This window comes from Pirellulales bacterium, assembly GCA_019636345.1.
Lineage (GTDB): Bacteria > Planctomycetota > Planctomycetia > Pirellulales > Lacipirellulaceae.
This window is the reverse complement of the sequence record JAHBXQ010000012.1, coordinates 25,416-39,508: the sequence shown is the minus strand read 5'-3', so window position 1 is coordinate 39,508 and position 14,093 is coordinate 25,416. Positions and strand designations below refer to the sequence as shown.

The following is a 14,093-nucleotide window of genomic DNA, read 5'->3' as shown; positions in this document are numbered from 1 at the left end:
CGGCGTTCCGAGCAGAATCCCGCACACGCCCCGAGCGGTTCGATCTCCGCCTCGGGGCAGGGCGCGGGACGGGGGCGTCGAAGAGACGTGCAAATCGCGGTCCACTTGCCAAGGAGCACAAGAGACCGGAGCGCCGTTGCATGCCGGTTCCTTGCGGCGGCCATTGCAGCAAGCCGTGACAGCGGCGGTTTCCGAGGGGTCAGCGCAGCGCCGTCGAATTAAAAGTCCTGCGCAAACCGCACGCCGAAGCCGTCGAGCGTGCCGTCGTTGTTCGCCACGACGGCGCCAGCGTTGTCGAGGATCGTGTTGTCGACCCGCTGGTGGACGTAGTTGAACTGCAACTTGGCGAAGGGATTCAGAAACCAGTTGAGCCCGATCGTGAGGTCTTGGATGGATCCGCCTTGCACGAGCCCGTCGTTGAGATCCAAGAAACCGTAGCGGGCGCCGATCTGCCAGGCGCCCCAACTGCGGAACCCGCACGAATTCCATCGCAAGTCGTCGTGCGGGACCACCCGACCGAATCGGCCCTCGTGACGTTCGTACGCGCGGTGCTCGCCCGTGAGGAAGTAGAGGACCTGCACGTACTGCCCCTGGGTGAAAACCTGGTCGGTCGGGGTCGCGACGCCCCCCGACGGGGTGACGATCACGCCGTTCAAGAACCCGGCCACGTACTCGGCCTGCCATAACCAGGGCCCGTACGCCAGCGCGATCTCGGGAGCGAGCAGCATCGCGTCGTCGGCGAAGATGCGGCCGCTGAAGTTCGTGTCGGCAAGATTCGGATTGAGCGGCCCTGGGCCGTTGCGCAGCGAAGCGCGGCTTCTCATCCGCACGTTGCCGGCCGCGACTGCGGCGTCCTGATCGAGTCCGCGATAACTGGCGGCGAGCCCCAAGTGAAGCAACTTGGCGTCGTCGTCGGCCGCCCACGGGACTCCCGCCACGCGGCCGGTGAGAGCGTACTCGTTGTCGCCCGTGTCGTAGGCGAACACGTTCTGCACGTTCTTGAACGCGCCAAGCGTGTAGGTGATCGTTTCGTCTTCGTTCCAGTCGTAAATCGACACGCCCGGAGAAAAGCCGTTGTTGAACGGTCCGAAGTAAGCGTCTTGCAGAAACGACCGCTCCATGAAATCGAGATACCGACTGCTGCAGAGATGCTCCAGGCCGATCGGCTCCTTCTGATTGCCGAGACGCATGTGGCCGATCACCGGCAAGTCGTTGAAGGCCCACCACAAATCGGTCGGAGCGACAACGTGATCGACGTCGCCTCCTTGGGCCGTCACGGGCAAGGCGGCGTTCGTCGGATCGAAGTCGGCGCCGTTGACGAAGTCAACCTCGACGCACCAGTCCATGGTCTGGTACATCGTGCCGTCGACCCGGAGCCGAGCGCGGCGGAAGTCGAGCGCGTCGTTCGTGCCGACCCCGCCCAGGACGAGCGCTGAGTCTTGCAGCGCCACCGCGTCCAGTTGCACTCGGCCGCCGACGTGAATTGAAAATTCGCCGTTGGCCGAGACCGCTTGGAAACCGTTCTTGCCCCAGCCTGTCCTCATCGACAGCGGGTCGAGCTTCGCCGAGGAGACGGACGCCGCAGGGGGCGGGGGGACCGTCGTCGACGACTCGAGCGCGGCGATCCGCTGTTCAAGTTCCGCCAAGCGACTGAACGCCAACTCGTCCCCGACCGGCGGTTGCGTCTCGGTCGCGAGCAGTCGCAGCGGGGCGTCAGCGGGGTTCGGGGGATCGATCCCCGGGGACGCCGGTCGGGCCGCCGCGGCGGCCAGCCAGCCTGACAACAGCGACGCAGCAAACCATCCCTGGCGGCCGGACATGAACGAAGCCTATGCGAGTCGGCCCGGCCGGGCGCCGCCGTAAGCTCCAGTCGATCAACCGGGATCGATCTGCGAGGACGGCAAGTCGCGCGCAGCGAGAGTGCGAGGGGAATCCCTGCCCCTGCGTACCAAGTTCGGCCGAATTGCGGACGCCCCTCGCGGGAAACGGCCGCTAGCTGGCGCATCTTCCCCGATCGGCACTGCCGCCGCACATTGTGCGAGTGTGTCGTTTCCGGCACACTTGATGAGCCGAACAGGGGTCAAAGCGTGCCGGCCCGCGCACTTTGGCCGCGAAACCCGGTCGAATGATTGGCAACGGATTTGCGTGCACGGGACCAGAGTCCGCCGGCGCCCCTCCGTCAGCCGCCCTGTTCGCACGAGGTCGAGATCATGAGCAGTTACTACAAGCTGATCGAAGTGATCGGCACCAGCGAAGTGTCCTGGGACGACGCGGCGAAGAACGCCCTGGAGGTCGCCGGCCAGCGACTGGCCGATTTGCGCGTCGCCGAGGTGACTCGCTGCGACATCAAGATCGACCAAGGCAAGATCATTTACCGCACCCGGCTCAACGTGTCGTTCAAGTACGTCGAGGGGGGACTGTAGGCCGCACCGCGCCTGCACCGCATCCGCTTCCTCGCCCGATCGTTTCATCGCAGACTGTGAACCCTTATGGCCATTCCGCAAGAATTGCTCGACGACCTGCGCCGCCGGCGCGAAACGATCAGCCTGGGCGGGGGCCAGGACCGCTTGGACAAGGTCCGCGAGAAGGGCATGCTGGGGGCGCGCGAGCGGCTCGACGTCCTGTTCGACGCGGAGACCCTCCAGGAATGGGGACAGCACGTCGAGCATTCGTGCCGCGACTTCGGGCTCGACGGCAAGCCGATGCCGTGCGACGGCGTGATCACCGGCGTCGGGCTGGTCGAGGGTCGGGCCGTCGCCGCGTTCAGCCAGGACGCCACCGTCGGCGGCGGGGCCCTCGGCGCCCGGCACGCCAAGAAGATCTGCGACGTGATGGACTACGCCGGCGAGTGCGGCATGCCCTTCGTCGCGATCAACGACTCGGGAGGCGCCCGAATTCAGGAGGGGGTCGACTCGCTTTCCGGCTACGGGCAGGTCTTCTACCGCAACGTGATGCTCTCGGGCTGCGTCCCGCAGATCGCGGTCATCGCCGGCAACTGCGCCGGCGGGGCGGCGTACTCGCCCGCCCTGATGGACTTTCTGATCATGACCCGCGACAACGCCAACATGTTCATCTGCGGCCCGCAGGTGATCAAAGCGGCGACGGGGGTCGACGTGACGATGGCCGAGATCGGCGGCGCCGAGGCCAACGCCGCGGTGAGCGGCAACGTCCACTTCATCGCCGACGACGACAAGCACGCGCTCGCCATCACCCGCGACCTGCTCTCGTATCTTCCCTCGAACAACGTCGAGGATCCGCCGCACCGTCCTAGTCCGGATCTGGTGATGGACAAGGACGAGGCGATGAACGCGCTGGTGCCCGAAGACTTCAAGCAGGCGCTCGACATGCACGCAGTGATCGGCCGGTTGGTCGACCAGGGACGGTTCCTGGAGGTCCACCGCTCGTTCGCCGCGAACATCATCGTCGGCTTCGCCCGGGTCGACGGGATCGTCGTCGGGCTGATCGCGAATCAGCCGCAGGTGAAGGCGGGGACTCTTGACATCGACGCTTCGGACAAAGGCGCCCGATTCATCCGGTTCTGCAACGCATTCAACATTCCGATCTTGACCCTGGTGGACGTCCCCGGGTTCCTGCCCGGGGTGAGCCAAGAGCGCGGAGGGATCATACGCCACGGGGCCAAGATGCTGTTCGCCTACGCCTCGGCGACCGTCCCCAAGATCACGGTCATCACGCGCAAGGCGTACGGCGGATCCTACTTGGCGATGTGCAGCCGCGACCTGGGGGCCGACGTCGTATTGGCTTGGCCGACGGCCGAGATCGCCGTGATGGGGGCCGACGGCGCGGTCAACGTGCTGTATCGCAAGGAACTCGCCGAGGCGGCCGACAAGCAGGCGATACGCCAGCAGTTGGTCGAGGAGTACCGCGATCGATTTGCGTCGCCGTACATGGCCGCGTCGCGAGGAATGATCACCGACGTCATCGAGCCGGCCGAGACACGAGCGATCGTCTCACTGGCGTTGCGAAACACCCTGACGAAGCGGGCGACTCGGCCCCCGAAAAAGCACGGGTTGATCCCGCTGTAGTTCCCTCCACCGCACATTTGGGCGAAGGCGAATCTCCTATGAAAAAGTTGCGCATCACCGTCGGGAAAAAGACCTACGACGTCACGGTCGAAGTGCTCGGCGAGGATCCCCCCGCGGCCTCGGCTCCGGCGGCGGCGACCCCGCTCGGCGCCCCGCCTGCTGCGGCGGCCCCGGCGACCGGTCCTGCGGCCTCGGCCCCGCGCGCCGCAGCCGGTCCCGGCGCCGTGGTCAGCCCGATGGCCGGGGTCGTGAAGAGCGTCCTGGTGAAACCGGGCGACGAAGTCGCGGCGGGGATGGTCCTGGCCGTGCTCGAGGCGATGAAGATGGAGAACAACATCACGGCGCCGCACGCCGGAACCGTCGCCGCGGTCAAGGTCGCCGAGGGCGAGTCGGTGCAAGACGGCCAGGAACTGGTGACGCTGGAGTAACGACGCCCGCCGCGAGATTGAACCCGCTTGATCGCCCTTTGCCCGTTGCCTGACTCGATGACGCTCACACCCCTTATTGCCGCCGCCGACGTCGCCGCGAAGTCGTTCGAGCTGACGTGGGAGCCCCTGTGGGACGACCTGGGTCTTCCGCTGGCGCTCATGGGAATCACCGTCGTGTTTCTCGCACTGGTGGCAATCACGTCGTTCATCTCCAACTTGCCGCGGCTGATGTCGTGGATCGAGCGGCTGTCGCCCCGGGCGAAGCCCGAGCCCGCCGTGACGAAACCGGTCGACGAGTTGTCGGAGGAGCTCGTGGCGGTCCTCACGGCCGCCGTGGAAACCGTGCTTGGCCCCGGGCACCGCGTCATCCGGACGCACGAGCTCACCCCCCGTGAATTGGCGTGGGCGCAGCAAGGCCGTTGGCAACACCAAACGTCTCACAAGCCCCGCTAAACATCCATGGGCGCATTGGAATACCTCGGCGCGAAAGCCTCGCAGCTCGTCCAAACGACGGCCTTCGTCGAGATGACGTGGGGCAACGCGATGATGATCGTCATCGGGTTGTGCTTCGTCTACCTGGCAATCGCCAAGCACTACGAGCCGCTGCTGTTGGTGCCGATCGGGTTCGGCGTGGTCGTGGGCAACATCCCCCCGGCCGCGGGCATGAACGTCGGCGTGTACCAGGAAGGGAGCGTCCTGTGGTACCTGTACCAGGGGGTCTCGCAGGGGATTTTTCCGCCCCTGATCTTCCTGGGAATCGGCGCGATGACCGATTTTTCGACCATGCTGTCGAACCCCAAGCTGGTGCTGTTGGGCGCCGCGGCTCAGGTGGGGGTGTTCGGCACGTTCCTGGGAGCGCTCGTGCTGGGGTTCTCGCCCCAGGAGTCGGGCGCCATCGGCATCATCGGCGGAGCGGACGGCCCCACGGCGATCTTTCTGTCGTCGAAGCTGGCCCCCAAGCTGCTGGGCGCCATCGCCATCGCCGCTTACTCGTACATGGCCCTGGTGCCGGTCATTCAGCCGCCGATCATGTACCTGCTGACGACCAAGAACGAGCGGCTGATCCGCATGAAGGCCCCGCGGCACGTGTCGCGCCGCGAGCGAATCATCTTCCCGATCGCCGCGTTTCTGATCTGCGGGCTGTTAGCCCCTGGCGCCATCGTGCTGATCGGCATGCTGTTCTTCGGCAATCTGCTGAAGGAGTGCACGGTGACCGAGCGACTCGCCAACACGGCCCGCACGGCGATGATCGACGTCGTGACGATCGTGCTGGGATTCTGCGTGGGCGCCAGCACCAGCGCCGACCACTTCCTCACGCCCCAGTCGATCGGCATCTTCGCCCTCGGCGCCGCGTCGTTCGCCACCGCGACCGCGGGAGGAATTCTGTTCGCGAAGTTCATGAACTTGTTCCTTCGCGAGAAGATCAACCCGCTGTTGGGCGCCGCGGGGGTGTCGGCCGTCCCCGACTCGGCCCGGGTGGTGCACGTCATTGGGCAGAAAGAAGACCCGCAAAACTTCCTGCTCATGCACGCGATGGCCCCCAACGTGGCGGGAGTCATCGGCTCGGCCGTCGCCGCGGGCGTGCTCTGGTCGCAATTGGCCCGCTGACTCGGCGGGGGGCGCCGGTTGATCTTCGATTCCGGGTTCTCAGGTCGAGACCCCAGGCCCGCGCCGCACACTGGCCGCGGCCGTTGTGCCAAGTCGCACACTTCCGATCGCCCACGTGAGCAGTTTCCAGCAAATCGACGCGCGAACACGCGGCGACAGGGCGCCTGAAGACGCATTTCGCAGCGCCCGGCGCCGGCGGGACCTTCGGTACGGTTGTTGCCCAGGGCAGTGAGAGAGTGCGGCGAGCGAAAGTGCGCATCGCCGCAATGCCGCGCCGGTCTCGCCGTCTCGTTCTCGCCGCCAGGAGTTTCTTCACGTGCAAGAGCCGCAATTCGTCACGCTCGACGGCAATGAAGCCGCGGCGCTCGTCGCTCACCAAGCGAGCGAAGTCATCGCCATCTATCCGATCACCCCCGCCTCGCCCATGGGGGAACTCGCCGACGCGTGGTCGGCCCAAGACAAGCCGAATATCTTCGGCGTCGTCCCCGAGGTGATCGAAATGCAGAGCGAGGCGGGCGCTGCGGGGACCGTCCACGGGGCCTTGCAGGCGGGGTCGCTGACGACGACCTTCACGGCGTCGCAGGGGCTGCTGCTGATGCTGCCCAATATGTACAAGATCGCCGGCGAGCTGACCCCGACGGTGTTTCACGTGGCGGCCCGATCGCTGGCTACGCACGCCCTGTCGATTTTCGGCGACCAGAGCGACGTGATGTCGGCCCGCAGCACCGGCTGGGCTTTGCTCTGCTCGGGAACCGTGCAAGAGGCCCACGATTTCGCCCTCGTGGCCCACGCGGCGACGCTGCGGGCCCGCGTGCCGTTCGTCCATTTCTTCGACGGCTTCCGCACCTCGCACGAGGTGAACAAGATCGCGCTGCTCGACCCGGCGACGATCCGCGAGTTCATCGACGAGGACCTCGTCCGCGCACACCGCCTGCGGGGGATGAATCCCGAGCGACCGACGCTGCGCGGCACGGCCCAGAACCCCGACGTGTTCTTCCAAGCCCGCGAAGCGGCCAACCCGTTCTATCTGGCGACGCCGGGACTCGTGCAACAGGAGTTCGACCGGCTGGCCGCGGCCACCGGGCGAACGTACCGCCTGTTCGACTACGTCGGCCACCCGGAGGCGGAGCGCGTGGTCGTGATGATGGGCTCGGGGGTCGGCGCCGCCGAGGAGGCGCTCGAACTGCTCGTCGAACGAGGGGAGCGCGTCGGCTTGCTCAAGGTGCGGCTCTACCGGCCCTATGACGCCGCGGAGTTCGTCGCCGCCTTGCCGCCGTCGGTCGAGCGGATCGCCGTGCTCGATCGATGCAAGGAGCCCGGGGCGCTGGGCGAACCGCTCTATCTCGACGTGTTGGCGGCGCTTGCCGAGACGTGGCCCGCCGGGGCCCCGCTGCCGCATGTCATCGGGGGCCGCTACGGGTTGTCGAGCAAGGAGTTCACCCCCGCGATGGCGACCAGCGTGTTCGCCGAACTCGCGGCCGAGTCGCCCAAGCGACACTTCACCATCGGCATCACCGACGATGTGACGCATCTGTCGTTGAAGTGGGATCCCGAACTCTCGACCGAGGCCGACGACGTGACCCGGGCCGTGTTCTACGGCCTGGGGAGCGACGGCACGGTGGGGGCCAACAAGAACTCGGTGAAGATCATCGGCGAGAACACCCCGCTGTACGCCCAGGGATACTTCGTCTACGACAGCAAGAAGGCCGGCTCGGTCACCGTGAGCCACGTCCGGTTCAGCCCCCGGCCGATCAACTCGTCGTACGTCATCGACCGGGCCGGGTTTGTGGCGTGCCATCAGTTTCAGTTTCTCGACCGGATCGACATGCTCAACGTCGCCGAGCCGGGGGCGACGTTCCTGCTGAACAGTCCCTACGGACCGACGGAGACCTGGGATCGGCTCCCCCGCGAGGTGCAGCAGCAGATCATCGCCAAGCGGCTCAAGTTCTACGTGATCGACGCCCTTCAGGTGGCCCACGCCGCGGGGATGGGGGGGCGAATCAACACGGTGATGCAGGTCTGCTTCTTTGCCCTGGCCGGGGTCCTGCCCCGCGACGAAGCGATTCTCCGGATCAAGGACGCGATCAAGAAGACCTACGGCAAACGGGGCGAGGCGATCCTTGAGCAGAACTTCGCCGCGGTCGACGCGGCGCTCGACGGGCTGCACGAGGTCGAGATCCCCGTCGAGGCGACCAGCTCGCTGCGGATGGCGGCGCTGGCCGTCTCCAACGGCGACGATTTCGTCGAGCGGGTCACGTCGCAGTTGCTCGCCGGGTTGGGGGACCTGCTGCCGGTCAGCGCGATGCCGGTCGACGGGGCGTTTCCCACCTCGACCGCCAAGGTCGAGAAGCGGAGCATCGCCCAGGAGATTCCGATCTGGGACGGCGACATCTGCATCCAGTGCGGACTCTGTGCGCTCGTCTGCCCGCACGCGGCGATTCGCATGAAGCCGTTCTCGGCCGCGGCGCTCGCCGGGGCGCCCGCGGGGTTCGAGTCGCGCAAGTACAAGGGCAAAGACCTTCCCGCGCCCGCCGACGGGGCCGAGTTGGCGCTGACGATCCAGGTGGCGCCCGACGACTGCACCGGCTGCGGAGTGTGCGTCGACGTGTGCCCGGCCAAGAACAAGGAGATCGCCAAACGCAAGGCGATCAACATGGAGCCCAAGCTCCCCCATCTCGATCGCGAGCGGACCAACTTCGACTACTTCCTCGACCTCCCCGAGTTCGATCGCACGGCGGTCAAAATCGACACGGTCAAAGGCTCGCAGATGCTCGAGCCGCTGTTCGAGTTCTCCGGCGCCTGCGCGGGGTGCGGCGAGACGCCGTATCTGAAGCTGCTGAGCCAACTGTTCGGCGACCGGACGATCATCGGCAACGCGACCGGCTGCTCGTCGATCTACGGCGGCAACCTGCCGACGACCCCCTGGAGCCAGAACGCTCAGGGTCGCGGCCCCTCGTGGAACAACTCGCTGTTCGAGGACAACGCCGAGTTCGGCCTCGGGCTGCGACTGGCGGCCGACCACCAGCGGCACTACGCCGAGGAACTGCTCAAGGGGCTGGCCGGGCAATTAGGGGACGCCTTCGTGCAGGCGCTGCTCGACGCCCCGCAGGCCACGCAAGAGGACTTCGCCAAACAGCGAGAGCGGGTGGCGCTGCTCAAAGACCGGCTCGCCAAGCTCGACGCCGACGCGGCCCGACGGCTGTTGCCGATCGCCGACGCTCTGATCAAGCGGAGCGTCTGGATCATCGGCGGCGACGGTTGGGCGTACGACATCGGCTTCGGAGGGCTCGACCACGTCCTGACGACCGGGCGGGACGTGAACATCCTGGTGCTCGACACGGGGGTCTACAGCAATACGGGGGGGCAGGCGTCGAAGGCGACCCCGCGGTCGGCGATCGCCAAGTTCGCCGCCGGCGGCAAGCAGGCCCGCAAGAAGGACCTGGGAATGCTCGCCGTGCAGTACGGCAACGCCTACGTCGCCCAAATCGCCGTCGGCGCCAACCCGGCCCAAACGGTGCGCGTGTTCCACGAAGCCGAGTCCTGGCCGGGACCGTCGCTCATCTTGGCGTACAGCCACTGCATCGCCCACGGCATCAACATGACCACGGCGATGACGCACCAGAAGGACCTCGTCCAGTCGGGCTTCTGGCCGTTGTATCGGCATGACCCGCGGTTGGCTCACGACGGGGGGACTCCGTTCCAACTCGACAGCCGTCCGCCGACCGTGCCGTTCAAGCAGGTCGCCATGCAGGAGGCGCGGTTCGCGATGCTGGCCCGCTCGAACCCGGCCGAGGCCGAGCGGCTGTTCAAGCTCGCCCAGGACGACATCAACGACCAGTGGAATTACTACCAACAGATGGCCGGCGTCAGTCGCGACGTCGAGCAACAACAGGAACCGACGATATGAGCGTCGATCTCACCACCAAGTACTTGTCGCTGTCGTTGCGGAGCCCGCTGGTGGCCTCCGCGGGGCCGCTCACGGGAAACCTGTCGTCGCTGTGCCGGCTCGAGGACGCGGGCATCGGCGCGGCGGTCATGCCTTCGCTGTTCGAGGAGCAAATCCTGCACGATCAGATGGAAGTGCAGCGGCTCTACGACTACCAGACCGACGCCAACGCCGAGTCGCTCGATTACTTTCCCGAGTTGAAGGACGCCTTTTCGACCCCCAGCGCCTACCTGGAGCGGATCGAGGACGCCAAGCGGCGGCTGTCGATCCCGATCATCGGCAGTCTCAACGCTTCGTCCCCCGGGGGTTGGGTCGACTACGCCCGGCGGATCGAGTCGGCAGGCGCCGACGCGTTGGAACTCAACATCTACTTCGTCCCGACCGACCCCGAGATGACGGCTGCCGACGTCGAGGCGCGGTACGTCAACCTCGTGGCCAAGGTCCGCGACGCGATTGAGATCCCGCTGGCCGTGAAGATCGGGGCCCAATTTTCGGCGTTGCCGAATTTCGCGGCGCAGCTCGCGCTCGCCGGGGCCGACGGGTTGGTGCTGTTCAATCGGTACTTGGAGCCCGACCTCGATCTCGACCGGCTGCGGATCAAGCCGGAGCTGGTGTTCAGCCAACCGCATGAGGCCCGCGTGCCGCTGCGGTGGATCGCCATTCTGCGCGATCAACTGCCGACGGTGTCGCTGGCCGCGACCAGCGGGGTGCACAGCGCGGCCTGCGTCGCCAAGCTGCTGCTGGTTGGCGCCGACGCGGTGATGATGACCTGCGCCCTGCTGGCCAACGGCCCAGGTTTCGCGGCGACGACCCTCGAGGCCTTGAGAACCTGGATGGAGGAGCAAGAATACAAGTCCGTCGGTCAGCTTCGCGGCAGCATGAGTCGTGAAAACGCCCCTGACCCCAGCGGCCTGGAGCGCGCCAATTACGTCCAAACCCTCGCGGAGTTCACCTCGCGGCACGTGGTGTGAGGGGGGAGGGCCGGCGCGAAGGGCTGACCCGACGCAGGACGCGCCCCGACAAGAATTCGCCTCGCCCGCCGGTTCTATAATCCCCTCGTCCCATGGTCTCCCCCGTCCTCCTCTTGTTCGCCATGCTCCAATCGCCGCAAGCGCGATTCCAACTCGGCGATTCGCTCAGCCAGTTCCGCGGGCGAGCCGGAGGGCGGAGGTTCGTCGTCGCCGGCGGGGGCCGGGCCGACCCCGGCTCGGCGGGCCGCTCCTTCCAACCACGACTGCAGCCAGTGAATCGGCTGCGACAGTCGGGCCGTCGCCCCGTGCTTCTGCAAATACTCGAGATAAGTCAGCGAATCGCGGAAGTAGCTCCGCAGAAAGTCCGTCATCAGGTCGTTCGCCCGCAGCAGCAAGTGGAGCATCGGCGTCGGAAACAGCGCGATCTTTTCCGGCTGCCGCTCGATAAGCAACTGGGCCAGCACGATCCGCGTGATATCCTGCTGAGTGTGGCTGTCGCGAATCTCGACCGTCGCGCCGTCGCGAACAAACTGCTCGATCCGCTCGAGCGAAACGTACTCGCTCGTGGAGCGGCAGTAGAATCGCCGGTTCGGATAGCGGTTGATATGAATGACGGCGGAACTCATCGACGGCTCGGAACGAACAAGCGGCGACCAAAGACAAGTCGGGGCCCCGCTCTTGTCAGTTGCCAGTATAAGTCGAATTGGGCCGACGAGCATAACGAGAACGTAAGCTGACGGCGCCGAGTGGGACGTCAAACTCCAGGCGGTCGAGACGGATCCCAAGTCGGACGCCGAAGCGGAACTAGATTTGCGGACGAAAGAACAGTAGGTTTGCCCGCTTGGCTCTGCGTGGGAGCCGGCGCGGGCCGGCCGAGATTGGAGGCCTTCTCTCATGAGCACGATTGACGTCAAAGCGGCCCTTATCAAGGCCGACTTCCTGCACGGGCTGAGCGAAGCGCAGCTCGACCGCCTGGCTGCCATCGCCCGGGTCGCCAAGTTCCCGGCCCAGACGACCATCTTCGAGGAGTACGACGACGCCAAGGACGTCTACCTGATCGTCCACGGCAAAGTGGCCCTCGCCAACTGCACCCCGGCCACCGGTCACCGCATGATGATGACCGTCGACGACGGCGAACTGATGGGCTGGTCGCCGCTCGTGGAGAGCGACCGCTTCTCGGCGACCGCCCACACGCTGCAGCCGACGACCGTGCTGGCATTCGACGGACACGCCCTGTTGGAACTCTGCGCCCAGGATTCGCAGTTCGGGTTCGAAATCATGCGCCGGACCGCCAAGGTGCTCGAGGAGCGTCTCATGGCGACCCGGCTGCAAATGCTCGACCTGTGCGGCGCCCAGTTGCCGGACCTCGTCCTGGAGTCGGATTGAGGGGGCGGGGCCGGGCCAGGGGGACCATGGGACGATTGGACTCTGGGGCAAGCTGATCGAACCTCCGTCTTCCTCTTGCGCGTCCTCCCGTCTCGCAGCCCCCCGATCGATCGGGCGCGGCGGGCTGCTACAATACGGGCCATGACTCCTGAACCGCCGCACCCCTCATCTGCCGCCACCGTCGGCGAGGTCGTCGAGGCCCTTGCCGGCGTCGGGCCCTTGCCCCTGTTCCTGTCGACCCACGGCCCCGACGGCGCGGCCCAGTGGTTCAATCCGCAGTGGCGACGTTTCACCGGCGCCAGCGACCAGGCCGCCCTCGGTTGGGGCTGGCTCGACGCGACCTTCGCCGCCGCCGACGGCGGGTCGGTGTGCGACGAGTGGCAGCGGCGAATCGCCGCGGGCGAACCCTTCACCGCCGAGCTCCGCTATCGTCGCCACGACGGGGCGTGGCGCGCCTACAACCTGCGGGCCGCCCCGCTGGGGGACGGCTCCGGGCCCCCGTCGAGTTGGGTCTGCGTCCACGTCGACGCCGCGGCGAGCAGCCCTGCGCTCGCCGCCCACACCCGGGCGATCCTCGACTCGGCGGTCGACGCGATCGTCACGATCGACGAGCGCGGGATCGTCCACTCGATCAACCCGGCCGGCGAGCAAATGTTCGGCTACGCGGCCGCCGAGGTCGTGGGCCATAACGTCAAGCTGCTCATGCCCGAGCCGTACGCCTCGGAGCACGACGCTTACCTGCAGCGCTATCTGTCGACCGGCGAGAAGAGGATCATCGGCATCGGCCGCGAGTCGGAGGGGCTGCGCAAGAGCGGCCAGCGGTTCCCCATCGATTTGGCGATCAGTGAAATCGACCTCGGCGAGGAACGCCTCTTCACCGGAATCGTCCGCGATCTCACGGAGCGCAAGGAAGCCGAACGCCAGGTCAAACAGGCCGAGCGACTGGCGATGATCGGGCAGACGGTCTCAACGCTCGCCCACGAGAGCCGCAACTATCTGCAGCGGATTCACATCGCGCTCGATTCGGCGCAACTTCGCGTCGGCGAGGACGGCGCTTTGGCTGAGCTCTTGGGGGACGTCGCCCGGGCGACCGACGGACTCAACTCGCTCTTGGACGAGGTGCGCAGCTACGCGGCGCCGATCCATGTCGAGCTGCGCGAGGCGGAGCTGGCCGGCGTGTGGCGCGAGGCGTGGGGGATGCTCGCCCCGCAGCGTGCCGGGCGGCAGTGCCGACTCGTCGAGGAGATCGGCGATTCCTACCCAGCCGTCCGGATCGATCGATTCCGCTTGGTGCAGGCGTTTCGCAACTTCTTCGAGAACTCGCTGGCGGCCTGCCGCGACCCGGTCGAGGCGACGATCGCGGTGCGCCCGACCACGCTGGGGGAGAAAGAGGCGATCGAGATCGAGATTGCCGACAACGGTCCGGGGCTGACCATCGAGCAACGGCGGCGCGTCTTCGAGCCGTTCTTCACGACCAAAGCGCGCGGCACGGGCCTGGGAATGGCCATCGCCATGCGCGTCGTCGAAGCCCACGGCGGTCGGCTGTCGGTCCTTGACGACGGCCGTCCGGGAGCGCGGTTTCGCATCGTGCTGCCGCGGTGAGCGAACGGGGACGACCCATAAAACGCAGCAACTGGGGCTCGCTTCAGACGATTCTTCGCACGACCGTCGCGCAAGTCGTCTGATTCGCTCGCGCCCCCCTTGCGGTCCG

At 66.6% G+C, this 14,093-nt stretch carries 11 protein-coding genes; 9 read left to right on the top strand and 2 right to left on the bottom strand.

The window, feature by feature from the left end; translation table 11 throughout:
- Positions 1–218 precede the first annotated feature (218 nt).
- Positions 219–1,820, bottom strand: coding sequence for a hypothetical protein (locus KF688_19240; GenBank protein ID MBX3427823.1), 1,602 nt, complete (start codon positions 1,818–1,820; stop codon positions 219–221).
- A 390-nt stretch (positions 1,821–2,210) separates the two neighbouring features.
- Here KF688_19240 and KF688_19235 point away from each other — a divergent pair, with 390 nt between their 5' ends.
- The 7 genes from KF688_19235 (at position 2,211) to KF688_19205 (ending at position 10,996) form a co-directional block, all read left to right on the top strand.
- Positions 2,211–2,423 (top strand): dodecin domain-containing protein, encoded by a 213-nt coding sequence (locus KF688_19235; GenBank protein MBX3427822.1) that lies wholly within the window; start codon positions 2,211–2,213, stop codon positions 2,421–2,423.
- Positions 2,424–2,489: 66 nt separating this feature from the next.
- Positions 2,490–4,043: an acyl-CoA carboxylase subunit beta gene (locus KF688_19230; GenBank protein ID MBX3427821.1), complete on the top strand. Its 1,554-nt coding sequence runs from the start codon at positions 2,490–2,492 to the stop codon at positions 4,041–4,043.
- Between the two features lie 38 nt (positions 4,044–4,081).
- Complete coding sequence (locus KF688_19225; protein MBX3427820.1) at positions 4,082–4,471, top strand: biotin/lipoyl-binding protein; 390 nt, start codon at positions 4,082–4,084, stop codon at positions 4,469–4,471.
- Positions 4,472–4,528: 57 nt separating this feature from the next.
- Positions 4,529–4,924, top strand: coding sequence for an OadG family protein (locus KF688_19220; protein ID MBX3427819.1), 396 nt, complete (start codon positions 4,529–4,531; stop codon positions 4,922–4,924).
- A 6-nt stretch (positions 4,925–4,930) separates the two neighbouring features.
- Positions 4,931–6,079, top strand: coding sequence for a sodium ion-translocating decarboxylase subunit beta (locus KF688_19215; protein MBX3427818.1), 1,149 nt, complete (start codon positions 4,931–4,933; stop codon positions 6,077–6,079).
- A gap of 316 nt (positions 6,080–6,395) precedes the next feature.
- Positions 6,396–9,986 (top strand): pyruvate:ferredoxin (flavodoxin) oxidoreductase, encoded by a 3,591-nt coding sequence (gene nifJ, locus KF688_19210; GenBank protein ID MBX3427817.1) that lies wholly within the window; start codon positions 6,396–6,398, stop codon positions 9,984–9,986.
- Positions 9,983–10,996, top strand: coding sequence for a dihydroorotate dehydrogenase-like protein (locus tag KF688_19205; GenBank protein ID MBX3427816.1), 1,014 nt, complete (start codon positions 9,983–9,985; stop codon positions 10,994–10,996). Before nifJ ends, KF688_19205 begins: the two co-directional genes overlap by 4 nt.
- A gap of 74 nt (positions 10,997–11,070) precedes the next feature.
- Here KF688_19205 and KF688_19200 read toward each other — a convergent pair whose 3' ends face one another.
- A complete protein-coding gene (locus KF688_19200) occupies positions 11,071–11,622 on the bottom strand; it encodes a hypothetical protein (GenBank protein ID MBX3427815.1) in 552 nt (183 codons plus the stop codon).
- A 268-nt stretch (positions 11,623–11,890) separates the two neighbouring features.
- On the opposite strand from KF688_19200, the gene KF688_19195 reads away from it, so the two are divergent.
- Entirely contained in the window at positions 11,891–12,382 is a 492-nt protein-coding gene (locus KF688_19195) for a cyclic nucleotide-binding domain-containing protein (GenBank protein MBX3427814.1), read from the top strand.
- A gap of 141 nt (positions 12,383–12,523) precedes the next feature.
- Positions 12,524–13,984, top strand: a complete 1,461-nt coding sequence (locus KF688_19190) for a PAS domain S-box protein (GenBank protein ID MBX3427813.1) — start codon at positions 12,524–12,526, stop codon at positions 13,982–13,984.
- Positions 13,985–14,093 lie beyond the last annotated feature (109 nt).